At 64.8% G+C, this 25,552-nt stretch carries 23 protein-coding genes; 17 read left to right on the top strand and 6 right to left on the bottom strand.

Translation table 11 applies throughout. The features are described from left to right. The first annotated feature begins 165 nt into the window (after window positions 1-165). A complete protein-coding gene (locus I9018_RS21455; RefSeq protein ID WP_241107453.1) occupies window positions 166-606 on the top strand; it encodes a carboxymuconolactone decarboxylase family protein in 441 nt (146 codons plus the stop codon). An 11-nt stretch (window positions 607-617) separates the two neighbouring features. On the opposite strand, the gene I9018_RS21450 is transcribed toward I9018_RS21455, so the two are convergent. After that, on the bottom strand, window positions 618-1,382 hold the full coding sequence (locus tag I9018_RS21450; protein ID WP_241107452.1) for a helix-turn-helix transcriptional regulator: 765 nt from the start codon (window positions 1,380-1,382) through the stop codon (window positions 618-620). 97 nt (window positions 1,383-1,479) lie between these two features. Between I9018_RS21450 and I9018_RS21445 the strand changes: the two genes are divergently transcribed. The 6 genes from I9018_RS21445 (at window position 1,480) to I9018_RS21420 (ending at window position 8,644) form a co-directional block, all read left to right on the top strand. Continuing rightward, window positions 1,480-2,607 carry an MFS transporter gene (locus I9018_RS21445; protein ID WP_241107451.1) on the top strand — a complete coding sequence of 376 codons (1,128 nt, stop codon included), beginning with the start codon at window positions 1,480-1,482 and terminating at the stop codon, window positions 2,605-2,607. A gap of 97 nt (window positions 2,608-2,704) precedes the next feature. Then, window positions 2,705-3,616 (top strand): universal stress protein, encoded by a 912-nt coding sequence (locus I9018_RS21440; RefSeq protein WP_241107450.1) that lies wholly within the window; start codon window positions 2,705-2,707, stop codon window positions 3,614-3,616. Window positions 3,617-3,770: 154 nt separating this feature from the next. After that, on the top strand, window positions 3,771-4,154 hold the full coding sequence (locus tag I9018_RS21435; RefSeq protein ID WP_085600105.1) for a DUF2946 domain-containing protein: 384 nt from the start codon (window positions 3,771-3,773) through the stop codon (window positions 4,152-4,154). A gap of 118 nt (window positions 4,155-4,272) precedes the next feature. After that, a complete protein-coding gene (locus I9018_RS21430; protein ID WP_241107449.1) occupies window positions 4,273-6,441 on the top strand; it encodes a TonB-dependent receptor in 2,169 nt (722 codons plus the stop codon). 52 nt (window positions 6,442-6,493) lie between these two features. Continuing rightward, entirely contained in the window at window positions 6,494-7,987 is a 1,494-nt protein-coding gene (locus I9018_RS21425; RefSeq protein WP_241107448.1) for a PepSY domain-containing protein, read from the top strand. A gap of 126 nt (window positions 7,988-8,113) precedes the next feature. Beyond that, on the top strand, window positions 8,114-8,644 hold the full coding sequence (locus tag I9018_RS21420) for a DUF3087 family protein (protein WP_241107447.1): 531 nt from the start codon (window positions 8,114-8,116) through the stop codon (window positions 8,642-8,644). Between the two features lies 1 nt (window position 8,645). On the opposite strand, the gene I9018_RS21415 is transcribed toward I9018_RS21420, so the two are convergent. Continuing rightward, entirely contained in the window at window positions 8,646-11,255 is a 2,610-nt protein-coding gene (locus tag I9018_RS21415) for a hypothetical protein (RefSeq protein WP_241107446.1), read from the bottom strand. A gap of 331 nt (window positions 11,256-11,586) precedes the next feature. Here I9018_RS21415 and I9018_RS21410 point away from each other — a divergent pair, with 331 nt between their 5' ends. Beyond that, window positions 11,587-12,369: a sulfite exporter TauE/SafE family protein gene (locus tag I9018_RS21410; RefSeq protein WP_241107445.1), complete on the top strand. Its 783-nt coding sequence runs from the start codon at window positions 11,587-11,589 to the stop codon at window positions 12,367-12,369. Between the two features lie 64 nt (window positions 12,370-12,433). Here the strand turns inward: I9018_RS21410 and pcsA are convergent, their stop codons facing one another. Together pcsA and ampC are read right to left on the bottom strand one after the other, a co-directional pair. Then, window positions 12,434-13,150, bottom strand: a complete 717-nt coding sequence (gene pcsA, locus I9018_RS21405) for a phosphatidylcholine synthase (protein ID WP_053137528.1) — start codon at window positions 13,148-13,150, stop codon at window positions 12,434-12,436. A 242-nt stretch (window positions 13,151-13,392) separates the two neighbouring features. Then, window positions 13,393-14,565 (bottom strand): class C beta-lactamase, encoded by a 1,173-nt coding sequence (gene ampC, locus I9018_RS21400; RefSeq protein WP_241107444.1) that lies wholly within the window; start codon window positions 14,563-14,565, stop codon window positions 13,393-13,395. Window positions 14,566-14,781: 216 nt separating this feature from the next. Here ampC and I9018_RS21395 point away from each other — a divergent pair, with 216 nt between their 5' ends. From I9018_RS21395 to I9018_RS21380, 4 genes are all read left to right on the top strand, one after another. After that, on the top strand, window positions 14,782-15,657 hold the full coding sequence (locus tag I9018_RS21395; RefSeq protein ID WP_124348124.1) for a LysR substrate-binding domain-containing protein: 876 nt from the start codon (window positions 14,782-14,784) through the stop codon (window positions 15,655-15,657). A 664-nt stretch (window positions 15,658-16,321) separates the two neighbouring features. Then, window positions 16,322-17,131, top strand: coding sequence for a helix-turn-helix transcriptional regulator (locus tag I9018_RS21390; protein ID WP_241107443.1), 810 nt, complete (start codon window positions 16,322-16,324; stop codon window positions 17,129-17,131). A gap of 375 nt (window positions 17,132-17,506) precedes the next feature. Further along, window positions 17,507-18,481 carry a transposase gene (locus I9018_RS21385; RefSeq protein ID WP_241106977.1) on the top strand — a complete coding sequence of 325 codons (975 nt, stop codon included), beginning with the start codon at window positions 17,507-17,509 and terminating at the stop codon, window positions 18,479-18,481. A 147-nt stretch (window positions 18,482-18,628) separates the two neighbouring features. Next, a complete protein-coding gene (locus tag I9018_RS21380) occupies window positions 18,629-19,045 on the top strand; it encodes a hypothetical protein (RefSeq protein ID WP_068582838.1) in 417 nt (138 codons plus the stop codon). Window positions 19,046-19,060: 15 nt separating this feature from the next. Here I9018_RS21380 and I9018_RS21375 read toward each other — a convergent pair whose 3' ends face one another. Beyond that, a complete protein-coding gene (locus I9018_RS21375) occupies window positions 19,061-19,507 on the bottom strand; it encodes a hypothetical protein (protein WP_241107442.1) in 447 nt (148 codons plus the stop codon). An 88-nt stretch (window positions 19,508-19,595) separates the two neighbouring features. Beyond that, window positions 19,596-20,171 carry a helix-turn-helix domain-containing protein gene (locus tag I9018_RS21370; protein WP_124348119.1) on the bottom strand — a complete coding sequence of 192 codons (576 nt, stop codon included), beginning with the start codon at window positions 20,169-20,171 and terminating at the stop codon, window positions 19,596-19,598. A 154-nt stretch (window positions 20,172-20,325) separates the two neighbouring features. Here I9018_RS21370 and I9018_RS21365 point away from each other — a divergent pair, with 154 nt between their 5' ends. From I9018_RS21365 to I9018_RS21345, 5 genes are all read left to right on the top strand, one after another. Further along, window positions 20,326-21,231 carry a DMT family transporter gene (locus I9018_RS21365; protein ID WP_068582847.1) on the top strand — a complete coding sequence of 302 codons (906 nt, stop codon included), beginning with the start codon at window positions 20,326-20,328 and terminating at the stop codon, window positions 21,229-21,231. Further along, window positions 21,222-21,374, top strand: a complete 153-nt coding sequence (locus I9018_RS21360) for a hypothetical protein (RefSeq protein ID WP_022639787.1) — start codon at window positions 21,222-21,224, stop codon at window positions 21,372-21,374. The genes I9018_RS21365 and I9018_RS21360 overlap by 10 nt, the downstream gene beginning before the upstream one ends. An 80-nt stretch (window positions 21,375-21,454) precedes the next feature. Next, a complete protein-coding gene (locus I9018_RS21355) occupies window positions 21,455-21,955 on the top strand; it encodes a sigma-70 family RNA polymerase sigma factor (protein ID WP_185698906.1) in 501 nt (166 codons plus the stop codon). A 40-nt stretch (window positions 21,956-21,995) separates the two neighbouring features. After that, window positions 21,996-22,979, top strand: a complete 984-nt coding sequence (locus tag I9018_RS21350) for a FecR family protein (RefSeq protein ID WP_241107440.1) — start codon at window positions 21,996-21,998, stop codon at window positions 22,977-22,979. A gap of 96 nt (window positions 22,980-23,075) precedes the next feature. After that, on the top strand, window positions 23,076-25,520 hold the full coding sequence (locus I9018_RS21345; protein WP_241107439.1) for a TonB-dependent receptor: 2,445 nt from the start codon (window positions 23,076-23,078) through the stop codon (window positions 25,518-25,520). Window positions 25,521-25,552: the final 32 nt, after the last annotated feature.

Below are 25,552 nucleotides of genomic sequence, written 5' to 3'. Positions count from 1 at the left end.
CGCGGGCCTATTGCATAAACCGAGCGGGCGACACGGGCCAGCAGGTCAAGCGGCTACACGAAGCACCAGGTATTGGTCTAGCCAAGTTCCCAGGGATTGGTCATGGGTCATGACCAGGGGCTGGCGTAACGTGGCGGCATCCTCACTGACCCGGAGTTTCCCCTCATGCAACCACGCCTGGATTTCTATACCGCCTCGCCCGAGGCCCTCAAGGCCATGCTCGCCCTGGAGGCTGCGGTCTCGCGACTGCCCCTGGAGAAATCCCTGGTCGAACTGATCAAGCTGCGAGCGTCCCAGATCAATGGCTGTGCCTTCTGTGTCGACATGCACAGCGTCGATGCCCTCAAGCATGGCGAAACCCAGCGTCGCCTGTTCGCCGTGGCGGTATGGCGCGAAAGCCCGTTCTTCACCCCTCGCGAGCGTGCCGCCCTGGCCTGGACCGAAGCCCTGACCCGGCTCGCCGAGACCCTGGCACCGGACGCCGACTACGAGTTGCTGACCAGCCAGTTCAGCCCCAGCGAATGCGTCGACCTGAGCATGGCGATTTCCACCATCAACAGTTGGAATCGCCTGGCGGTGGGCTTTCGCAAGTTGCCCCAGGCCTGAAGCGTCGAGTTTCACTTGAAGTAGGCGCGGGGCGTGGTACCGGTCATGGCCTTGAAGAAGGCGATGAAGATGCTGTCGCTGGCAAAACCCAATTCGAAGGCGCTGTAGCTGATGCTGCGCCCGGTGGCGAGCAATTCGATAGCGCGCATCAACCGCCATTGCTGCCGCCATTGCTGGTAACCAAGGCCAGTCTCGCGCTGGAAAATGCGGCCGATGGTCCGGCTGCTGGCACCGACCCGGGTCGAGAGCACTTGCAGTTCCGGTGGCAGGCTTTGCAGGTCGTCCAGCAGAGGTTGCAGGCGTTTGTCCCGGGGCAGGGGCAAGGACAGCGGTTGGCGCGAAGCCGTAGCGATTTCCTCGAGGCACAAGCCCAGCAGGTGCGGGTAGCGCCCCTGGCCCCAGTCACAATCGAAGGCAGCCTGGGCCATGGGCTCCAGTACCGCGTACAGCAATGGGGTGACCTCAATCACCGCCACCTCCGCGGGCAGCCGCGGGGCCAGTTCGGGGCAGAAGTACAGTGAGCGGTAATCCACGCTTTGCTGCATCTGGGCGCGATGCCGGACCCCAGACGGTATCCATGCCGCTCGCGAGGGCGGCAGCAGGCACAGGCGGTCGGCCAGGGTAATGCGCGTGCAGCCTTGGCGGGTGTACAGCAACTGGCCGCGCCGGTGCTGGTGCAGGCCGGAATCGTGGTCGCCCAGGGTTGCGGCGATGCCGACCACCGGGGCAGTGAAGGCGTCCGGGTCGAAGCGGGCCTGGGGCTCGATCCATGCCATGGTTGTCTGATTTCCGATGTTTATTGGCAGGGCTTCGATAATACGCCAATGCTGCCTGCCTAGAATCGCCGGCATGTTTTTCTTGCCGAGCACTCTGATGAATCCCCGTACCTTAATGCCCCTGGCCATGATCTTGCTGATGTTCCCGCAGATCGCCCAGACCCTCTACAGCCCAGCCCTGGCCGATGTCGGCCAGGCCTTCGGCGTGCCCCCGGAACAGGCGGCCCAGAGCCTTTCGGTATTCATCCTGGGGTTTGCCCCGGGCGTTGTATTGTGGGGCCGCCTGAGCGATCGCTGGGGCCGACGCCCGGCGTTGCTGGGCGGCCTGGCCCTGTATGCCCTGGCCCAGTGCCTGGGGCTGCTGGCCAACGACTTCGCTGCCTTTTTGTGTTGCCAGGCCCTGGCCGCCATGGGCGTGGCGGCTGGCTCGGTGGTGACCCAGACCTTGTTGCGGGACCTGTTCCAGGGGCGTGAACTGGCCCGGGTGTTCTCCATGGTGGGCATGGTGCTGGCGGCCAGCCCGGCCATTGGCCTGTTCGTCGGTTCGGGCCTGACCCAGGCCCTGGGGTATCGCGGAGCCTTGGGCGCGCTGTTGGTGCTGGCCCTGATATTGCTGGCCTGTTGTGTCCGAGCGCTGCCGGAAACCCGTCCGCCGGCCCAGCCCCTGGCGCCCCTGGCCGGGACCCTGTGGCAGATGCTGCGCGATACCGGTATCTGGCGTTCGGCGCTGCTGGTGGCGGCGTTCAACATTGCCTTGCTCAGCTACTACAGCCTCGGCCCCTTCCTGTTCCGCCAACTGGGCCAGGGCGAGCAATGGTTCGGCTACAGCGGCGCGTTGCTGGCCCTGGGCTCCGGCTGTGGTGCCTGGTGCAATCGCTGGTTGCTCGGACGCGGCTGGCAGAGTGCCCGGCTGCTGGTGCTGGCGGCCCTGGCGGTGCTGGCCGGAGGCCTGGGGGTGCTGGCCTTGCAACACAGCCTGTGGCTGGTGTTGCCCATGGGCGCAGTGGTGCTGGGTTTCGGCCTGGCAATCCCGAATATCCTCGGCTCGGCCCTGGCGGCCTATAGCGACCGACTGGGCAGCGCCGGGGCCCTGTTCGGGTTGTTCTATTACTTGTTGATCGGTGCCGGATTGCTGCTGGTGGGTTGGGGCCAGGCCCTGGGGGCGAGCCTGTGCCTATGCGGCGCAATGGCCCTGTTGCTGTGCTTGCCGGGCTTGCGCCGCTAGTCTTTATGGAGAAGCGCTGGCGCCGTTGATGCGTATCAAGGCGTCCGTGGCTGCCAGGCTCGACACTCAAGGCCACTGCCCAACAAGGAGGTGCACCATGAGCCAGTACCAGCGTTTGCTGCTGATCGCCGATCCCCAGCAGCACCAGTCTCCCGCGGCCCGGCGGGCCGCCGCCCTGGCCCGGGCCAGTGGCGCCAAGCTGCATGCCCTGGTGTTCGTCGAACCGCCAGCGCGCACTTACCTGTGGGAAGAACACCTGGAGGACAGCGAGCGCCAGGCTTATCTGCAACGCCATGAGCGCTGGCTACAGGTGGAGGCGCAATGGATGCGCGAGCAGGGCGTGGAAGTCAGCACCCAGGTGATCTGGAGCACCCAGGTGCTCAAGGACATGCTGGACTACATCGCCGAGTTCAAGCCTGACCTGCTGATCAAGGACGTGACCCTGGAATCGGCGCTCAAGCGGGTCTTCGTCACACCACTGGACTGCCACCTGCTGCGCGACGCCCCGGTGCCGGTGCACCTGGTCAACGATGCGCCGAACAACCTGCCACGGCGGATCGTCGCGGCGGTGGACCCGGCCCAGTCCGATACCCAGATCAGCGGCCTCAATGCCCAGATCATCCGCACCGCCCATGCCCTGGCCTTGCAGTGCGACGCGCAACTGCACCTGCTGTACGCCTATGACCTGATGCCAATGCTCGACGGCGTGGCGCCGGTGGCTTCCACGGCCTGGAGCGTCAGTTGCCTGGACGAGTTGCGCGACTCCCTGCACCAGGAGTTCGAGCGCCTGGGGGATGAGCACAACGTACCTCAGGAATTCCGCCACTTCATCATGGGGCCACCGGTCCCGGGCATCGCCCAGTTCGTCGATGAATACCTGGTGGACGCCGTGGTCATGGGCACCGTGCACCGCAGCGGCTTCGGCCGGCTGATCGGCAGTACCACCGAGCGAGCGCTGTACTCGATGCCGGGCAGCATCCTGGCGGTAAAATCCCTGGACCGCGAATGAGCGCCCGCCAGCGCGGTGTTTCAGGTTGACCGCGTAAGCCCTGGCGGCTCGTACCGAACCGTACGCAGCCGCCACACGAAGCGCTGGGGAGCGTGCTCAGGAAAAATGTAACGGTGATTTTCCACGGCGTTGCCGGCTGTTAACCTTGCGCCCCATGACTCGCACCTCGCCCTATCGCCGCCACGTTGCCTGGACGCTGTATTTCTGCGTGCTGTTCAACGTGTTCGTCTGCGGCTTGGGTCATGGCCAGGTGGCCGGGCTGGAACTCAATGGCGTAGGCGGGCAGTTCTGCTCCGCCCTGGGCAACCAGGGCCCGGCGGTGGACACCGACTTCAGCGACCAGGCCGGTGCCGGTTGGCTCAATACCCTGGTCTGCCCGCTGTGCTCGGCCGTCACCCTGGGCCTGGGGCTGCTGTTCTGCCTGGCCTGGCTGTTGCGCCGCCAGCGCCCGCAACGACCCAAGGTCGCGCAACATGACAAGGCGCCGCCACGCTATGGCTGGCCGCCTCTCAACCCTCGGGCTCCCCCTCTGAGCTGACCTGGCTCCCCGGCGCCCCATCACGGTCGCCTCCCTGCCGTCCCTGGCCTGTTGCCATGCGCGCGTTCGCGTGGCCACGGGCGGGCGGCATTCGATGGTCTTTTCCGAGTCCGAGACTATGAAGTACCTGTATCGCTCTCCAAGCTGCGCGGCGCTGTGCTGCGCCCTGTCTTTCAACGCCCTGGCCGAGGGCACGCTGGAATTGCCGCAGATGCGCATCAGCGCCGATGAACAGAAGAAGTTCGGCCTGCAACTCGATACCCAGGGCACCACCGGTTCGCGCCTGGGCCTGACTCCCAGGCAGACCCCGGCGTCGGTCAGCGTGGTCGAGCGCCAGCAGATCGAGCAGCGCGGCGCCGCCACGACCCAGGATGTACTACTGGGCATGCCGGGCATGAACGCCGCTTCGTCGCCGGGTATCCCGGGGTTCGTGTCTTATCGCGGTTTCTCCGGTCCGCAAATCACCCAGCTGTTCAATGGCATCAGCGTGCAGTACGACTCCATCGCCGCGCGACCGGTAGACAGCTGGATCTACGATCGGGTCGAGGCGGTGGGCGGGCCCTCGAGTTTTCTCTACGGCGCTGGGGCCGTGGGCGGCTCCATCAACTACATCACCAAGCTGGCCTCGCGCAGCGAGTCGTTCAACGAAGGGCGGATCAGCTACGGCTCCTACGACAGCCGTGACCTGTCCCTGGGTTTCAACCACGCCCTCAACGCCGGGCCAGGCCCCCGGCACTACGCGCGCCTGGATTTCAACCACAGCACCAGCAACGGCTACATCGACCGCGAGCAACGCGATGCCTGGACCCTGGCCTTTTCCCTGCTGACGGATATCAACGACCAGCTCTCCCACACCCTGGCCTTCGAATACCAGGACGAGCGCGTCGACAGTCCCTACTGGGGGACCCCGGCCCTGGCACCGCTGGAGGGCAAGATGCAAGTGCAGCGCAGCCGGCGCTTCGAGAACTACAACGTCGACGACGGTCGCTACGAGCAGCGGGTGCGCTGGTTGCGCTCGATCATCGACTACCAGGTCGATGACGCCACCTCGCTGCGCAACACCCTGTACCACTACAACGCCGATCGCGAATACCGCAACGTCGAGAACTACGCCTACAACGCCGACAACTCCCAGGTGATCCGTTCCGGCATCTTGCTCCAGCGCCATGCCCAGGAGCTCAACGGCAATCGCTTCGAACTGCTGCATCAGAACAATGTGTTCGGCCTGGACAGCCAATGGTCGGCGGGCATCGACTACAGCCACAACGTCATGAGCAACTACCCGCTGTCTCTGCCAGACCCGGTGGACAAGGTCGACCCGGACCGCTTCGAGCCCGGCAGCTTCTGGAAACTGCCCGGAGTGCGCCGCGGCTTCGACAAGAACCGGCGCAACCAGGTGGATACCTGGGCGCTGTTCCTGGAAAACCGCCTGCAACTCAGCGAGCGCCTGTCCTTGCTCAGCGGCCTGCGCCATGACCAGATCGACCTGGAAGTGACCCACTACCGGGCCGTCAACGCTGCCAACCCGGCGTTCTTTCAGCGCAAGTACCGGCCTACCACCGGACGCCTGGGGCTGGTCTACGAGCTGACCCCGACGGCCAATGTCTATGTGCAATACAGCACTGCCGCCGATCCGCCCTCTGGGGTCCTCACCACCGCCAGTTATGGCCAGGTGCGCGACTTCGACCTGAGCACCGGCAACCAGTGGGAAATCGGCAGCAAGTTCGACTTCCTCGAAGGGCGCGGCTCGGCCACCCTGGCGGCCTACCGTATCGAACGCAAGAACCTGTCCACCACCGACCCGGCCAACCCCGGCAATAGCCAGCCGGTGGGCCAGCAGTCTTCCCGAGGGGTCGAGCTGGCGGCGTCGTTGCGGGTCACGCCCAAGCTCCTGGCCGAAGGCAACTTCGCCTATGTCGATGCACAGTACGACGAGTTCTATGAAAACGTCGGCGGCCGGCCGGTATCGCGCAAGGGCAACCGTCCCACCAACATTCCCGAGAAGGTGGCCAACCTGTGGTTGACCTACGACCTGGCCCCGTCCTGGCAGGTGGGGGCCGACAGCCGTTATGTGTCGTCGATGTACGCCAACGCGGCCAACACCCGCTATGCACCGGGCTACGCGATCTTCGGCGCCTTCGTCGGCTATCGGGTCGATGCCGATACCCGGGTCACCGCCCGGGTACGCAACCTCACCGACCGGGTGTACGCCCGCAGCACCGCGCCGACCCAGCTGTACCTGGGGGCGCCGCGGACCTTCGAGCTGGCGCTGCAAACGCGCTTCTGACCTGAACCGGCGGGGCGCCCGTGGTGTCCCGCATCGCTGCGAGATCGATGTGATGAAGCGTTACCTGTACCTCTGGCACCGCTGGCTGGGGATCGTCGCCTGCCTGTTCATGGCCCTGTGGTTCATCTCCGGCGCCGTGATGCTGTATGTCGGTTATCCCAAGTTGACTCCCGCCGAACGCCTGGCGCACTTGCCGCCCCTGGTCCTGGACGAGGCGGGGGCCAGCCTGGAGCGGGTGCTGGCGGCCGCCGGCAACGGGCAAGCGCCGACCAGCCTGCGCCTGCTCACGGTGGTCGGAACCCCGCGTTATGTCCTGGAATATCCCGGAGCGCGCAAGCTGGCGGTGGACGCCCGGAGCGCGCAGCTGATTCCACCCACCGACTGGCCCCAGGCGCTGGCCGCGGCCCACCAGTTCGCTCCCGGGGTGGCGGCGAGCGAGCGTGGCGTGGTCGAGCAGGACACCTGGAGCCTGTCCCGGGCCCTGGATGGCGACCGGCCGCTGCATCGGGTGGCGGTGGCCGATGCCGAGGATCGGTTGCTGTATGTCTCCGGTAGCACCGGCGAAGTGGTGCGCGATGCCACCGCCAACGAACGGGCCTGGAACTGGATCGGTGCCTGGCTGCATTGGCTGTATGCATTGCGTGGCATCGGTATCGATGGTGCCTGGGGGCCGATCGTCACCTACCTGTCCCTGGGGGCGACATTGATGGCGGTCCTGGGATTGGCGGTGGGGCTGATGCGCTGGCGCTTTGGCCGTACCTATCGCAATGGCTCGCGCTCGCCCTACCAGGGCTTTGCCCGTTGGCATCACCTGGGCGGCTTGCTGTTCGGGGTACTCGCCATCACCTGGATCTTCAGTGGCCTGATGTCGATGAACCCGTGGACGGTCTTCAGCAGTGCCCGACCGCTGTCGCTTGCGGCTTATCAGGGAGCAAGCCTCGATGCCGGGGCGTTCCCCGTGACCGCCGGGCAGGTCTTGCAGCGCTTCGCCGACGATGGCCTGCAGGCCCGGGAGCTGGAGTGGCGAATGATTGCCGGCCAGGGTTATGTGATCGGCTACGACGGCGCCGGGCGCACGCGGATCCTGGACATGGCCGCGGACCGGGTGCTGCTGCGGTTCGAGCCCCGCACCCTGCAACAGGCGGCCCAGGCCATCAGCCCTGGTCAACCGTTGCAGGTCGAGCAACTGCAGGCCTATGACTTCTATTACTACGCCCGGGAGCCCCAGAGCATGCTCGGCCATCTGGAGCAGCGCTTGCCGGCACTGCGGGTGCGCTTCGACGATCCGGCCCGGACCTGGTTGCACCTGGATCTCTACACCGGCGCCGTGGTGGGCCAGCTGGACCAGCCACGGCGTGCCTCGCGCTGGCTGTTCGCCCTGTTGCACAGTTGGGACTGGCTGCCGCTGCTGAGCAAGCGACCACTGTGGGACCTGTGGATGTTGCTGTTCAGTGCCGGTGGCTTGCTGATCAGCGTCAGTGGCGTGGTGCTGGGCTGGCGGCGCCTGGGGCGCGCATTGCGCCCCCGTCGGCCCCGGGAGCGATAGCGGTGAATACCGACCTGGATCAAGCCGAGGGGATATTTCTGCCCAGGCTGGCGATTTTCGTCACCGCAACGATCGGCAGCGGTGATAATGCCCGCCCATTTCCTTGCCAGTGGAGTCCATCGCCCCATGTTCGTCATCACCCCCCAGGACCCTGAGCTCTACCGTCGGCAGACCCGGCGCAGCACCCTGATCGTCGCCCTGGTGTTCATGGCCCTGGCCATGCTGTTCTCCAGTGCCGCCGTGGCCCTGTTCGGCCAGGGTGGCGGCGATAACCTGGTCTGGAACGCTACTGGGGTGGGCGTCGGCCTGCTGGTGTGCATCGCCCTGGTGCGCAGTGTGTTCTGGAGCCAACCCTGGATGGCGGCGGCGGTCTATGGCTGGCGCCTCAAGCGCAGCCTGATGCGGGTGACCAACGTCATGCACCAGGTCACCGCCGGGGTGGCCGCCCGCGATCCGGCGGCCCTCAAATTGCTGCGTTTCTATCACCTGGGGCTGGGCCAGATGCACCAGCTCGATGCCAACTCCAGTGCCCATGGGCAGATGCTCGGCGAGGTGGAGCGGCACCTGGCGCTGCTGGCCGAACAGGGCATCGACCCGCAGCAGGAGCGCCTTCAGGCGCAATGGCTGGAGGCGGTCAAGGCGTACCAGCCACGCTGAGCTAGAGCGCTGCTTCACCCTCGAGATAGCGCCACAGGGCCTCGGCTATCTCGTTGGCTTGTCCCTCCTGGCCGAACAGCGTCCGGCCGATCTCCAGGCCCAGTTGCCGGTAGCTCTCGAACTGCGCTTCGTCGAAGAACTGGTCCACGGTGCTCTGGTTGGGAAAGCCCGGGTTGTTGCGGGCGTAATTGCACACGTCGGGGGCCAGCCCGGCGATCAGGCGCGGCTTGAGCACCAGAATCCGGCAATGGGGCTGGGCGGCGATGCCGCTCTCGCAGCCCGGCGCATGGGCATGCACATTGAGCAGTAGCGCGCATTGGCGGCTGTCGGCGCCAGGTGGCTGGCGGAACTGCTCCTGGCTGGCGAACACCGTCTTGAGCAGTGGATGCTGGAGCACGCCCGGGTCCTCGCGGATCTCCAGGGCCTGGTCGATACGCGCCAGGCGCACCAGGTTGGCCAGGTCATCGAAGCGGTAGTCGGGGTCGCAGCCGCAATCGCAGGTAACGATCAGCTTTACCTGGCGTCCCTGGCGCAGCAGTTCATAGGTGGCGGTGTTCTCGAAATGCCCGCCGTCGGACAGGTACTGGTAGTCGCGACGGTAGCCGTGGAAGCGCGCAGTCAACTCATAGAACAGATAGGCCTGGGTGCTGTAGTAGGTCCAGGGCTTGAGGTCCTGCCGGACCCAATGCTGCTGGCCAGGGTCGAGGAAGCGGCTGGGCCACCAGATCCCCAGGCGCACGTTGGCCAGGCCCAGCACCAGCGACATGCCCAGGCTGGTGGCACGGCCCAGGCCAGTGCTGAAGGCCGCGCCGGACACCCCGATCCATTGGCCCAGGCTCAGGGGCTGCATGATCTCCGAGGAGGGCGTGTGGTGCAGGTCGCGGCGGTAGGGCTTGCCATCCAGGGTGTAGCCTTCCGCCGGGCCTTCGCAAAGGCCGGAGGTCCCCTCCAGGGCCGGGGCCCAATTCGGCGCGATGCACAGCGGCTGGCCCTTGCGGTCGCGCTGGACCAGCTGTTCGGCAGGGTCCACCGTGAGGTTCATGGTGACGTTGATCAGGTGCACCGGCCCGGCGCTGGGCGTGGCGTAGTACTGCTGCAACGACAGGTCGTCGCTGGACATCGGTTCGGCCACGCTCAGGTAGGTTCGGCGTTGCCGTGCCGGCCCGTTGAAGCGCCGGCCATTGGACGCCCCCAGGTAGGCACGGGTCAGCCGGGCGCTGTAGAAGGCGTGCAGTGAGGAGGTGTTGAGAAAGCCGATGAAGCGTCCACTGACGCAAACCAGCGAGGCGGCCAGCAGGCTCAGGAGCAACAGGCGCCAGGCCGTGGCCGTGCTGTAGGACGGCGTGCCGCCATCGTGGGCGACCCATTGCACCAGCAACGCCCAGCACAGGCACAGCAAGGTCAGCAGCAGGCCTCCGGCGATCAGTGCGAGGACATCCAGGGGCAGCTTGCGCATCCAGCCCGGAAGCGGCTTCTCGTCCTTGAGCACGACCAGGCGCCGGACCAGCCACATCACCAGGGCCAGCGATGCCATGGTGCCCAGGGCCTGGTAAGCCTGCAGGTACTCGTACAGGGCCTGGGCAGCGGTCACCAGCAATGCCAGGAAACCCAGCACCAGCACTGCCGCCATGGCCCGGCCCAGGGCCCGGGTGACCTGTACCCGATAGTTGCGCACGCAATTGCTGCACGTGCTGTTGCGGCCCGGGTCGCGATCGTTGGCCAGGTGGCGCACCAGTTGCCGGGTGATCAGCAGTGCGCTGCTACCCACCAGGGCGGCAGCCAGGGCCAGGCCTCCCGCTGCCTGCCATTGAGCCAGGGCATAGGCCAGGCCGCCGCCAACCCAGAGGCCGGCGACGATGACCAGCAAGCTGCGGTATGCGCCGTTGTCCAGTCGCGGGGGCTGGTCCAGGTCGCCATGGGGAATCACCAGCCAGTAGGCCACGGCGCAGGGCAAGGCGAAGAGCAGGGCAGCCATCAGCGGCCACAGCAACAGGCTGGCCTGGCTAAGCACCTGGAACAGGCTCAGCAGGCTGAGCAGCAGCAGGATCGGCATCCCGAGCATGGCATGCAATGACAGCCAGTTGCGCCAGGTCATGGCCAGGGCGTAGAGCATGTCGCCGGAACCGGTAGGCGTCAGGTAGCGGCCATTTTCCCGCAGCCAGGCCGCAGGGCCCTGGCCTACCGGGCGTTCGCTGTAGTCGACGCCGGTGCTGATACGCCCTGGTGGCTCGAAACGCAGCGCCTGGTAGGCGTCATGGGCGGCCTGGGTTTCCGGCTCCAGGGGAGCCTTGTCCCGCAGGCGCCCGGGCAGGAACAGGCTGGAGAAGAAACTGCCGATATAGCCACCGCCACTGACCGTGGAGAGATAGTCGAAACGCGACAGCAGGCTGTTTTCCGCAGGAGGAGCCCCCGGGCTGGCGGCTGGTTGGCCGGGGGCCTGGGCTCGCGCCATCGCCTGCAGGACCCCCAGGCAGAACGTGGCGCTGCGGATGCCGCCACCGGACAGTGCCAGCCCCCGGTTGCCTGCTTCGGGCGCGTGTTGGTGCAGTTTCAGGCGCCTGAAGCGAATGCGCTGCTGTTCGGTCTGGTACGGGGTCTCGTCGGCTGTCATGGACCTTCCTTGGGGGAATGGGGCGAGCCCGGGCGCGGCGATGGGCCTGCCCCGGCGAGCGCCCAGCAGAATACCGGATGCCAGGGAGCAGAGGTACGCAAGCTCATTGCAGGACTGAAAACGGCGCCAGTCAGGCGCAAGGGGCGAGGCCGCTGTCGATTGCCAGGGGTTGTGGCGGGCGCAACGCAAAAGGCTTTTCCATGCTCTGGGTGCATTGCGTTTCAAGGGCTGGTTATAACGTTAGATTTTATTCATATAAATGGTCATAAGTTTTAGCCGCTATGCTGCGCCAGTTTTTTACCTGGCCGCGTGATCTGTAGGGCTTTATTTGATGGATGTGGGTAATTTGGGTTTTGTCGTCGCCGGCCTGATTGTCGGGTTCATCGTGGGTATGACCGGGGTGGGGGGAGGTTCGCTGATGACCCCGATCCTGCTCTGGTTCGGGATCAATCCAGCCACTGCCGTGGGCACCGATTTGCTGTATGCCGCCATCACCAAGTCCGGCGGGGTACTGGTGCACCAGAAGAACCGCAATATCGACTGGCGCATCACGGGCTGGCTGACCTTGGGCAGCGTACCGGCAGTGGTGGTAACCCTCTGGTTCCTGAAGAACCTGCATACCGACCCCCAGGCCCTGAACGCGGTGATCAAGCAAGGCCTGGGCGTGGTCCTGCTGCTGACCGCCCTGGCCATTGTCTTCAAGAAGAAACTCATGGCCTTTGCCCAGCGCCATGGCGGTGACTACCGTCCCAGCCCAGGCGGGCTCAATGGCCTGACCGTGGTCACAGGCCTGATCCTGGGCACCATGGTCGCCCTGACCTCCATCGGTGCCGGGGCCCTGGGTACCGTCGCGCTGTTCCTGCTCTATCCGTTTTTGGCCACCAAGCGCCTGGTGGGCACCGAGATTGCCCATGCCGTACCCCTGACCCTGGTGGCTGGCCTGGGCCACGCCAGCATGGGCAACATGGACTGGCACTTGTTGGGCTTCCTGCTGATGGGCTCGCTGCCCGGGATCTGGCTTGGCAGCCATATGACGGGCCGGGTATCCGATGAAATCCTGCGCCCATGCCTGGCGGTGATGCTGTTCTCCATCGGCTACAAACTGGCGTTCTGAGTTGTCGCGCCGGGCCGTTCGTGCCTGGCGATCATTCGCACCGGGCGCCAGGCCCGGTGTCGCTTCAAGCCCCCTTGCCCAGCCATTCCTGTGCCGAGCGCCATAGGCAGATCCCGAGGAAATAGGCCGAGGCCGCCAGCCACAGGCCCATGATCGCCGGGTTGTGCTGCGGATGGCCGAGGATCAGCAAGGCGCCGCTGAGCAGCCAGACGAAGGTCACGATGATGTTCACCGGCATCCACTTGCGAACCCGGAACGGGTGCAGGAATTGCACCCGGGTCGCGGTCAGCAGGGCCAGGACGAAGATGCTCAAGAGGGTGGTCCAGGGACCGGGTTCGATCAGGTAGAAGCACAGGGCGACGACGTTCCAGGCGGCGGGAAAGCCCTGGAAGTAGTTGTCGTGGCTCTTCATGTTGACGTTGCAGAAACACAAGAGCGACGACAGCAGGATCAGCGAGGTGGCCAGCAAGGCGCTGTATTCCGGCAGCGGAATGTAGCGATAGATGAACAGTGCCGGGATGAACACGTAGGTCAGGTAGTCGATCACCAGGTCCAGCACCGAGCCGTCGATGTTGGGCAGCACCGAACTGGTCTTGACCTTGCGGGCCAGGGAACCGTCGACACCGTCCACCAACAGTGCCACCCCCAGCCACAACAGGCAGGCCTTGGGCTGGTTGTCGAACAGCGCCAGGGTCGCCAGCAGGGCGCTGACCACCCCGGTGGCGGTGAAGCCATGGGCGCCCCAGGCTTTGATTCTGGCGATTTGCATTGTCGTTATCACAGGGCGTCTCTCCGGCGGCTGAGGTGCCTGGGTGATTGCCTGCGCATGTGCGCCGGCAACCCTGGCCAGGTTGCAGTTATCGACCGGAAAACGCCGTGGAAGGTTCAGCGCGGCATCACCCGGCGCAGGCCCGTGGTCGACAGTGCTGGATTGATTCTAGGCCTGGTGGACGCCGACACAAGGAAAACACCACGAGGCGCTACTGGCCCCGTGGTGTCCGGCGATCGGTTGCGGTGTGTTCGCTAGCGGGCGCTCTCCAGCAAACCGAGGATCGCATGGGCAGCCTTGACCCGTTCCTCGTTGGGGTAGTTCTTGTTGGCCAGTAGCACGATGCCGATCTGCTTGCTTGGGACAAACAGCACGTAGGCACCGAAACCGTTAGTGGAGCCGGTCTTGTTGTACAGCGCGTTGGCCTTGGGGAGTTGGGCGGGGGTCAGCCACTGCACAGGGTGGGGTTCGAGGGCCATCTGCGACGAGTTGCCGGCCATCAGTCGGACCAGGGAGACGGGGTAGGCGTAGCGCTCCCAGCCAAGGCCCTGGGTCATGTCGCCGACCTGGTAGTAGCCGCTTTGGGTGCTGGCCACGGCCTTTTGCAGGAGCGGGTCGAGGTGTTCCGGTTGCAGGTTGCCGGCAACGAACTGCAGCAGGTCCGGGGCGCTGGTCTTCACGCCGTAGGCTTCGGCGTCCATGGGGCCAGGGCCGACGCGTACTGGACGGTTCTGTTTGTCGTAACCCTGGGCGTAGTGATCCAGTTGGTCCTTGGGCACGTTGATATAGCTGTGCTTGAGGGCGAAGCCAGGGAACAGCGTGTGCTCCATCAGCTCGTCGAACGGTTGGCCGAGGCTGCGGGCAGCCAGGTAGCCGAACAGGCCGAGGCTGGGATTGGAGTACTGGCGCTGGGTGCCTGGGCTGAAAGTGGGCTTCCAGGTGTTGTAGTAGTCCAGGGTCTTGGCCTCTCCCTGAACCTCGTCGGGAAACTGCAAGGGCAGGCCGCCGGCGGTGTAGGTGCCCAACTGCAACAGGGTGACCGTGTCCAGGACGCTGCCGCGCAGGGCCGGCAGGTACTGGCTGGCAGGGTCTTGCAGGGCCAGCTTGCCGTTGGCCTGGGCATAGCCGGCGAGGGTCGCGGTGAAGGTCTTGCTCACCGAACCCACCTCGAACAGGGTGTCGTTGTCCACCGGCTGCTGATTGTCCTTGGAAGCAACGCCGTAGTTAAAGTAATGTCGCTGGCCATCGACAATGACCGCCACCGCCATGCCGGGAATGCCCTGCTGATGCATCAATGGGCGGATGGTGGCGTCTATGCCGGATTTCAACGGGCTGTTCAGGTGGGTCCCGGCCAGGGTCTGGGAGGAGCCGATGAGCAGCGTGAGGGCGCTGGCCATGGTCAGTCCGCTCAAGGTTATTTGTCGCATGATTGTGTGTTTTTCCCTGTATTTTGGTTATTTTTGCCGCAGGAACCTTCGCTGTCCTTTAGCTTTCGAAAAATCTGGATAGCCTCCTGGAGGCAGGCTCGAGCAGGTTTCCTGGTGGGGGAGGCGCTGGTCGAGCGAGGCCAATTTAGGCCGTCTGCGTAGCGTCGACAAACGACGATATTTCGCAGGAGCTATTAGAAAAACTAAGGTATGAGCATGCTGCGTCCACATCTTCCGTTAAATGCGCTACGGGCCTTCGAAGCCTCGGCGCGCCACTTGAGTTTCACTCGCGCGGCCATCGAGCTGTGCGTGACCCAGGCGGCTGTCAGCCACCAGGTCAAGAGCCTGGAGGCCCAGCTCAATGTCGCGTTGTTCAAGCGCCTGCCCCGTGGGCTGATGCTTACCAGTGAGGGTGAGACGTTGCTGCCGGTGCTGCGTGAGTGTTTTGACCGCATCGCCCAGACCCTGGGTCGTTTCGATGGCGGGCACTACCGCGAGGTGCTGACGGTGGGGGCGGTGGGTACCTTCGCGGTGGGCTGGCTGCTGCCGCGCCTGGGTGACTTCCAGGCGCGTTTTCCCTATGTCGACCTGCGTTTGAGCACCAATAACAATCGGGTGGACGTGGCGGCCGAGGGCCTGGACTACGCCATTCGATTCGGTAGCGGGGCCTGGCATGGCACCGATGCGGTGCAGTTGATGCAGGCGCCATTGTCGGTGTTGTGCGTTCCGGAGATCGCCCAGCACTTGCAGGCCCCGGCGGACTTGCTGGGGCAGACGCTATTGCGCTCCTACCGTACCGATGAGTGGCCGCAGTGGTTTCAGGCAGCCGGCCTGGGAGCCCAGGCACTGTTGCCCCAGAGCATCGTCTTCGATTCGTCCCTGGGCATGCTCGAGGCCGCCCTGCAAGGCCTGGGCGTAGCCCTGGCGCCACCCCTGATGTTCGAGCGTCAACTGGCCAGTGGCGCAATCGAGCAACCCTTTGCCATTGGCATCGTGACGGGCAGCTATTGGTTGACCCGCCTGCAGTCCCGGGCGGAAACCGCAGCGATGGGGGCGTTCAAGGGCTGGTTGCTGGAGCAGGCCAGCCTGTAGCCGCTTGCCGAGCCTGCGAGGCTGCGCCAATGCCCGCGGTCCCAGGCGTAGCCGGGGCGAGCCATGGGCGGTGCTTCGTAGCGCATGGGCGGTGGGGCCTGCTGGATGATCACGGTCTGGGCGAATGAGGGGCTGCTGGCCAAGGCGCTGAGCGCTAGGGGGACCAGCAACAGGAAACGGGCAAGCTTCATGATGACTCCTTCAGGCCTGCGTTGGCTGATGCACGCAGCTGATGGGTTCAACGATAGATGGCGGCGCAATCCGTCGCGGCGCGATGAAATATTTTTCGGCGGATGATTCAACCCGGGTTCAGCCAGGCACGTGGCTGGGAATGTTCTGGCCAGGGCGACGGAAATACCGTGCTCATCACGTTCAAGCGATATCCGGGGCACATCCCCGGCCATCTCGACGAACCCATGAGGAATCGATCATGACGCGCCGTATCGCACTGCTGTTGGTCATGGCCACTCTGCTGTCCCTGGGCGGCTGCGTGGTGTACCCCGGGCACTATCATCATTGCTGCTACCGCTATGGTTACTACCGCTAGGCCTGCCTGGGGTCGTGCCGCGGTTGGCTGAGGACTGGCCCCCCGGCACAATGGCCGGCCTTGCCATACCGCCCACTGGGGCGGCGGGCAACCGAGACAACCGTTGCAGGGACCGACATGCCCGAGTTCGACCAGCAGGATCAGATCCAGGACCCGGACGCCATCGCGCGTCCGGTGTGCGCCTTGCGCATCTCGGCCCAGGAGGAGCGCTGGGAGCGACCCTGGCACAGCCACCGTAAGGCGCAGTTCTTGTTCCCCCTGGCCGGGGTGCTCAGTTGCGAAAGCGCCGAGGGTCTCTGGCTGGCGCCACCGCAATGCGCCGTCTGGATTCCCAGCGCGGTCGCGCACCGGGTCCAGGGGCTGGAGCATGCCCAGGGTTACTGCCTGTTCGTCGAGCCGGAGCAGGCCCGGGAGTTGCCTGATGCCTGCTGTACCCTGGCGGTGTCGCCGTTGCTGCAGGAGCTTTTGCGCCGTTGTGCGCAGTTGCCGCAGCTCTACGACCTGGACGGCGCCGAGGGGCGGTTGATGGCGGTGGCCCTGGACGAGCTGGCCGTTGCCCCGCGCGAGCAGATCCACTTGCCCATGCCTGGGCATGCTCAATTGCGCCGCCTGGCCCAGCAGATCCTCGAACAGCCGCAGCAACGCCATAGCCTGGAGCGGTGGGGGGAGCTGATCGGTCTTAGCGAACGCAGCCTGAGCCGCCTGATCCTGGCCGAAACCGGGTTGAGTTTTGGCCGTTGGCAGCGCCAGTTGCATATCTTGCTGGGGCTCAAGCAACTGGGGCGTGGTGATTCGGTGGAGCGGGTGGCGCTGACCCTGGGCTACGACAGCGCCAGTGCGTTTATCCGCATGTTCAAGAAGGCGGTGGGCCAGCCGCCGGGACGCTTTTTCGCCGAGCGCCGCCAGGCCCTGGACAGCGACCTGTAATTGCGCTTCACGCCTATTCCTGTCGCCGCGGTCGAGCTTGCGAGGCTGCGCCAAGGCCCGCAGGGCCTTCAGCGCTCGCCCGACCACCCGGGATCTGCGAGCGCTACGCGCCCGTGCGCAGCCTGCGGCAGCGGCTTGTATCTCGACTATCGCGTCTACACACGCGATAGTTCTCGACTGATCATCGAGGAAGAGGAATGAAGCCGGGCAGCGGCTAAGGCCTTGAGCCTGCACTGTAGATTGAGCTCCTCCTCTTCAACCTCACTCGCTAAGTCCGAACGGTATCCTGAGCCCTGCATCGCACGGTAGCTCGCATCAACAAGGCTGAGACCGAGTGATGGATGATCCTCAACCCGCGCATACGAGGAAGAGAATATGTCTAACGTCATCGGGATCGATATCGCCAAGAACACATTCGATGTCGCCACGCCTCTGCCCAACGGCAAGTACCGCACACGCGGCAAGATTCCCAACAATGCCGAGGGCTTCGCCCAGCTCGACCAGTGGCTCAAGTTGCATGCGCAGCCCGACGCCAGGGTCGTCATGGAAGCCACCAGCGTTTATCACGAAGCCCTGGCAGAGCACCTGTACCACCAGGGTTACGAAGTCATCGTGGTCAACCCAGCCCGGGTCCATTACTTCAAGAAAAGCGAAGGAATCAACTACAAGACCGACAAGGTGGACGCCAAGTTGCTGGCCGCCTTTGCCCAGGCCAAGCACGAGTCACCCTTGACGCCCTGGGCGCCGGAGCCTGTGGCGATCCGCCGGCTACGGGTCCTGCTGCGACGCCTGGACGACCTGCAGGAGATGCTGCAGATGGAACGTAATCGCCAGGAAGTGGCGGATACGGTGGTTCAGGAATCGATCCAGTCGCACATCAGCCACATCGAAAAAGACATCGTCCAGACCCGCCAGATGATCAAGCAGCATGTCGACGATGATCCCGACTTGCGGGGCAAACGGGATCTGCTGTTGAGCATCGACGGTATCGGCGAGAAGACCGCGTCAGTGATCCTGGCCGAACTGGGCGATCTCAAGGAGTTTCGTAGCGCCCGGGCCGTAGTCTCGTTTGCGGGGTTGAATCCGCAGTTGGCCGAATCCGGCAAATTCAAGGGCCGCACGCTGATCAGCAAGGCTGGTTCGGGGCGTATCCGCCGAGCGTTGTACCTACCCAGCATCACCGCCATGAACATGAGTGAGCCCCTCATGGCGATGAAAGAGCGGCTGCGCGCCAAGGGTAAAGCGGGCAAACAGATCGTCTGTGCGGTGATGCGCAAGATGCTGCACATCGTATTTGGCGTGCTCAAGTCGGGTCATCCTTATGACCCGAAATTGGCGCTTGCCCGGTAACGGGCAAGACGGTATCTACACGAAGCGACGGCCTGGCGGCGATCTTTGGCTGGATTGATCAATAACTTGTCGATCTTGACTGATGCGGACAGATTGCCTCTCGAAGATGATAAGCATTCTTGTTTGAAAGCCATCATGAGGTGTCCCATGTACTTCGATCACCAGCATTTCCCACTGGTCTGGATGCGCAACGTCGCCCCCGGTCCGGATCTTGAAACCGACCCCTTCCAGCAACTCGAGCAACTCATGGAGCGCGGCCATGCCTTCGTCCTGTTGAGCGAGGGCATGCCAGATCCACAGGAGCGCGCCAGCGAGCAGAGCAAGGCTTTGCTCAAGCAAGGGGCGCTGTGGATGAAGCGCAACAAGGCCGCGATCCAGCGCTGGATCAAGGCCATGATCGTGATCGCCCCGGAGCCTGAGGCCCAGGCCGGGGTCGAGGCCTTTGCCGGCAACTATGAAAAGTTCTGGGGGTATCCGTTGCTGCACAGCGCATCGCCCCTGGCAGCGGCCAACCTGGCCCGCCAGTTGCTCGCCCCGTCGCGCAATAACCAGCACAACTGGTAGGGGCGGGGGCGGCCATCACTCGGGCTGGTGGCCAGGCCAGGTTTCTGTCGGGAAGTAGGCTTCCAGGCCCGGCTCCAGGTGTTCGATCCCGGCCTTGACCCAGTAGCAGGTCAGGCGCGAGTAGTTGTCCAGGTCACCCCGCACCAGGCAGGTGGAACTGTGCCCCGGCCAGCTGAAGCGCAACACTTCGGCCTCGCCCATCACCGCCCGCTCCACCTTGCCAATGGCCGTGGTGGTCTGGCCATTGAGGGTCTTGACCAGGGTCAGGGCCTGGTTTTCGAAGCGGATCACCGCCGTGCCGGAATATGTCGGCCCACCGTCCGGCTCCTTGCCGATGAACAGGTAATGCCCGGGCACCAGGCTGTAGTAGATATGCGGCTCAGGAGCCTGGGCGGCGTGGGCGGCCAGGCTGCCCAGCAGCACCCCGAGCAGGGTGCTGGCCAGGCGCGGTAGAAGTGGCATCGGGGCTCGATCCTGTAGGGAGAGGGGGCATGATTCCAGACTCGACGGCACAGATAAATACCTGCGCCGTGGGACTGGGTTGCGCTGATCAGGGATGTTCCATCACCACCAGGGCCAGGGTGTCCGGTTCCAGCGCTTCGAACAGATGCGGGGTACTGGCGCTGTACTTGATGTAGTCCCCGGGCTCCAGGCTCAGGGGCTGCTCCAGCGGACCGGCCAGCGCTCGTCCGCGGCACAGCAAGACATGTTCCACAGTGCCCGGTGGATGGGCGCTGGACTGCCGTGGCCGACCGGGCTGGGCGAGCACCCGGTACAGGTTGCGCTGCGCCCCCGGCGGGCAGTTGTCCAGCAACGTGGCGGCATAGGGCGCGTCCTCGGCGTGCACGGTCACGCCTTCGTGCGCGCGGATCACCTTCAGTTGCGGGGCGGGCTGTTCCAGGAACTTGGTGACTTGCAGGCCCATGGCCATGGCCAGGGCCCACAGTGTCTCGATGCCGGGATTGCCCACCCCACCTTCCAGTTGCGACAGGGTGGATTTCGCCACCCCGGCCCGCTTGGCCAGTTCCGAAACGGATAATCCGGCGTTCAGGCGCTCGCGCTTGATGGCATGGGCCAGCAGGCCGATGGGGGAGAGTTCGTTCATTTCGTTCGTTTTATCGTTCATAACGTCTATTAAATCATCCTTGAGATCCTTGACGGGCATAAATGTCGGTGTTCATTATGTCGAATAATTGTTCGTTTTAATGGATTTCGCTGGCCCTGCGTCGGAGTTTCTCACACCCGTCCATGTCCGAGCGCCTGTGATCGAGAGGGATGGGATGAAGGTGAAGACTCGCGGAACCCTGGAAATGCTTGGGGCCATGCTGATTTCGGGCACTGTGGGTTGGCTGGTGGTCGGTTCCGGCCAGTCCCCCTGGGTGGTGGTGTTCTGGCGCTGTGTGTTCGGCGCCCTGGCGATGTTACTGGCTTGCGCCGGCCTGGGCTTGTTGCGTGGCTTGCGCTTGAGCGGGCGCCAGGTGGCGCTGATCGCCCTGGGCGGTTGTGCGCTGATGCTCAACTGGGTGTTGTTGTTCAGTGCCTACAGCCAGGCCTCGATCGCCGTGGCCACCGTGGTCTACAACACCCAGCCGTTCATGCTGGTGGGCCTGGGGGCATTGCTGTTCGGCGAGCGCCTGACGCCGGGCAAGCTCGGCTGGCTGGCCCTGGCCTTCGCCGGAATGCTGTTCATCGTCGGTGCCCGGCCTGCCTCGGGAATGGTCGGCGGCGACTACCTGCTTGGCATCCTCCTGGCCCTGGGCGCGGCCTTCTTCTATGCCATCGCCGCGGCTACCACCAAGCATCTGCGCGAAGTCCCGGCGCCGTTGATCGTGCTGCTGCAGATGCTGCTCGGCATGCTGCTCAGCGCGCCTTTCGCCTTGGGTTCGCTGCCAGCGCCCGCCGGCGAGGCCTGGTTCTACCTGGTGACCATCGGCGTGGTCCACACCGGCTTGATGTCGACCTTGCTCTATGGCGCCATCCAGCGGCTGTCCACGGTACTGGTGGGGGCCCTGTCGTTTATCTATCCGCTGGTGGCGGTGCTGGTGGACTGGCTGGTTTTCGGCCACCGACTGGGCTGGCTACAGGTCCTGGGCGGCGCTGCGATCCTGCTGGCCGCCGCCGGGCTCAATCTCGGTTGGAACCTGCGCGTGCGCAGCATCCGCCAGGGGAGGGCGACATGGGACTGAGCCTGCGCCTGCTGGACTTTCCCTATGCCCAGGCGTGGCAACTGCTGCATTGCCTGGCCCACTTGCAACCGTGCCTGGGGGATTGGCTGGTGGCCGGGCAGACCCACCTGTTTGTCGAACCACCAAGGTTCTATAGCCGCTAGGAGGCGAGCGGTCGGCAAGTCCATTGCCGGCATTAATGCGAAGCATTACTATTCACGCCCCACCTTTCCAGCGCATCGCGATGACAGCTAAGCCGCCCCGCAGACCAGGCTTTTTCGAGCATTACGAAGAGTTGATCGGCACCTGGACCCGGCGCTTGCGCAATCGCCAGCAGGCCGAGGACCTGGCCCATGACACTTTCGTCCGGGTGCTGGAGTCCGACGCCGCCAGCGTGCAACAGCCGCGGGCCTACCTGCACCAGACCGCGCGCAATATCGCCGTGGATGCCTTTCGCCGTGAAGACCGGCGCGCGGGCCTGGAAGAACACCAGGCCCAGCTTGGCGTGTCGCCCAGCGGCGATCCCGAGCATTTCATGCAGGCGTTGCAGTTGGCTGCGTCGGTCGAACGGGCCCTGGGGGAATTGCCGGTGAACTGCCGCAAGGTGTTCGTCTGGCAGAAGATCGAGGGCCTGACCCAGGCCGAGATCGCCGAGCGCCTGGGGCTGTCAAAAAACATGGTGGAAAAGTATATGATCCGCACCCTGCGGCACCTGCGCGAGCGCCTGGATGGGCCGCTGCCATGAGTCGCAAGGCTTCTTCACCCTCTGCCAAACAGGAATCCGCATGATGGACAGCCGCGCTTGTGCCTGTGGACAGGCCAAGGTTCGCGATGAGGCGGCGCAGTGGTTCGTGCGTCTGCAAGAGCCCGGGCTGAGCCAGGAGCAACAGGCGGATTTCCAGCACTGGCTGGCCGAACACCCGCAACACCACCATGAGTGGCAAGTGTTGCAGTCGTTATGGGCCGCTGCGGAGCTGGTGCCAGCGGCGCGCTTGCAGGCCCTGTGCGCCGAGCCTGCGGCTACCGGCAGGCGGCGCCCGTGGTTGCGTGTGGCCGCGGCGGCTGCGGTGCTGGTCGTGGCGGTGGCCCTGGGTACGTTCAGCGGCCTGGGCCCGACGACTTCCTATAGCGCCAGCTTCGCCACCGCCCTGGGGGAGCGGCGCCTGGTGGCCTTGCCCGACGGTTCGCAGGTCGAACTCAACAGCCGCAGCCGGCTTCAGGTCCGTTATGCCCAGGACCAGCGCCTGGTGGAGCTGGAGGAGGGCGAGGCCCTGTTCAGCGTCGAGCACGACAGCGCCCGACCCTTCGTGGTGAATGCCGGCCCGGGCAAGGTCACGGTGACCGGGACCCGTTTCGACGTGCGCCGCGATCCGCAACAGACCCGGGTCGTGGTGGCCCAGGGGCGGGTCAAGGTCCAGGGCCGGCAGGCTGGCGCCGATGACTTCATCACCCTGACTCCGGGCCTTGGGACCCATGTCGACGCCCAGGGCCGGGTGGCCACGGCCTACGCGGTGAATCCCGAGAATTCGACGGCCTGGCGCCACGGCAAGCTGGTGTTCGACAACGCCCGGCTGGCCGATGTGCTGGCCGAGGTCGCGCGCTACCGCCAGCCGCCGCTGCACCTGGCCAGTCCGGCGCTGGGTGAGTTGCGCCTGACCAGCGTATTCAAGTCCGATGACACCGACGCCCTGCTCAAAGCCCTGCCGAGCATCCTGCCGGTGGCGGTACGCACCCGGGCCGACGGTAGCCAGGAAATTTTTTCCCGTTAGATTCAGGTTTTTTTTCAGTTCGTCGTCTTCTTGTCCAACGCAACTGGTTTGCATTAACAGACGCACCCTGGTGCGATCCACAGGACAGCCGCCGACGTGACAAAAATAACCGTTCTTCCTGCCGTATCACCCTTGCCCACCCGCCGCTGGCTGCCTCTGGCGCTGGCCCTGGCGGTGTCGGCCGCATTGCCCCAGGCCCAGGCCGCACAGGGCGCCAATGCCATCCATATCCAGTCCCAGCCTTTGGGCCAGGCCCTGGGCCAGCTGGGTTTGCAGACTTCGCTGCAACTGTTCTTCAGCCCCGAGCTGGTGGCTGGCAAGCAGGCCCCGGCGGTGGATGGCAACCTCTCCCCGGAGCAGGCCCTGGGCCAGTTGCTCCAGGGTAGCGGCCTGCAGTACCGGATCGACGGCAGTTCGGTGACCTTGAGCCCGGCCCCGGCTGCCGCCGCCGGTACCTTGCAGTTGGACTCCACCAGCATCAGCGTGGTGGGCGACTGGCTGGCCGATGCCGATGCCGAGAAAGTCCAGAACCATCCGGGGGCACGTACGGTGATCCGCCGCGAGGCCATGGTCGAGCAGGGCGCGATGAACGTCGGCGATGTGTTGCGCCGGGTGCCGGGGGTGCAGGTGCAGGACGCCAACGGTACCGGCGGCAGCGATATCGCCCTGAACGTCGGTGTGCGCGGCCTGACCTCGCGCCTGTCGCCGCGCTCCACGGTGCTGATCGACGGCGTGCCGGCGGCCTTCGCGCCCTACGGCCAGCCGCAGCTGTCCATGGCGCCGATTTCCTCGGGCAACCTGGACAGCATCGATGTGGTGCGTGGCGCCGGTTCGGTACGCTACGGGCCGCAGAACGTCGGTGGGGTGATCAACTTCGTGACCCGGGCCATCCCGGAGAAAGCCACCGGGGAAATCGGCACGACCCTGGAAACCTCCCAGCGTGGCGGCTGGAAGCATATCGACACGGCCTTTCTCGGCGGCACCGCCGACAACGGCCTGGGGGTGGCGCTGCTGTATTCCGGGGTCAATGGCAACGGTTATCGCGAGCGCAACAACGGCAACGACATCGACGACGTGATCCTCAAGACCCACTGGGCGCCCACCGACCAGGACGATTTCTCGCTGAACCTGCATTACTACGATGCCACCGCCGACATGCCCGGCGGCCTGACCCAGAAGCAGTACGATGCCCACCCCTACGACTCCGACCGGGACTGGGACAACTTCAGTGGCCGGCGCAAGGACTTGTCCTTCAAGTACCTGCGCCAGGTGGACGACCGCACCCAGTTCGAGGTGCTGACCTACTACTCCGACAGTTTCCGCGGCAGCAACATCGCTGCCCGCGACCAGAAGACCCTGGTGTCCTATCCGCGCACCTACTACACCTTCGGCATCGAGCCCCGGGTGTCCCATGTGTTCGACCTCGGGCCCACCACCCAGGAGGTGAGTGTGGGTTATCGCTACCTGAAGGAAGGCATGCATGAGCAAGCCAGCCGCGTCGCCCTGGTGAACAACCAGCCGGTGCCGACCAAGGATTCCGATGGTCACGTCTACCAGGACCGTACCGGCGGCACCGAGGCCCATGCCTACTACATCGACGACAAGATCGACGTCGGCAACTGGACCATCACCCCTGGGATCCGCTTCGAGGACATCAGCACTCGGTGGCATGACCGACCGGTGCCGGGAACCAACGGCATACGCGTTCAGGAGAAGCGCCGCAGCATCGACAGCAACGAGGCGCTACCGGCCCTGAGCGTGATGTATCACCTGTCCGATGCGTGGAAGCTGTTCGCCAATTACGAGACGTCCTTTGGCAGCCTGCAGTACTTCCAACTGGGCCAGGGCGGCCAGGGTGACCAGACCGCCAACGGCCTGAGCCCGGAGAAGGCCAAGACTTACGAAATCGGCACGCGCTACAACGATGATGTCTGGGGGGGCGAGGTGACGCTGTTCTACATCGACTTCGACGACGAGCTGCAGTACATCAGTAACGACGTGGGCTGGACCAATCTCGGTGCTACCAAGCACCAGGGTGTGGAAACCTCTGTGCACTACAACCTGGGGAGCCTGGACCCGCGTCTCGAGGGCCTGAGCGCCAACGCCGGCTTCACCTACACCCGGGCCAGCTACGAAGGTGAGATTCCTGGTTTCAAGGGCCGCGACCTGCCGTTCTACTCGCGCCAAGTGGCCACTGCCGGCTTGCGCTACGACATCAATCGCTGGACCTACAACATCGATGCCTTCGCCCAGTCCAGGCAACGTTCTCCGGGTACAGGCGTGAATGCCAACGGCTCCTTCAGCGGCAACTACATCACCGATGGCAGCGCCGACGGCCAGTATGGCGACATGCCCGGCTACGTGTTGTGGAACATCCGTGGTGGCTATGACTTCGGTCCGCAGCTGTCGAACCTCAAGCTGGGAGCCGGGGTGAAGAACGTCTTCGACCGCCAGTATTTCACCCGCTCCAGCGACAACAACTCGGGGATCTACGTCGGCGCGCCACGGACCTTCTTCATCCAGGCCAGCGTCGGCTTCTGAGACGTGCCGCCGCTGCTGGATTCGTGTAGCCG

It is taken from the genome of Pseudomonas sp. MPFS (genome assembly GCF_022537035.1).
GTDB classification, from domain to species: domain Bacteria; phylum Pseudomonadota; class Gammaproteobacteria; order Pseudomonadales; family Pseudomonadaceae; genus Aquipseudomonas; species Aquipseudomonas sessilinigenes.
This window is presented reverse-complemented; position numbering and strand designations above follow the sequence as displayed.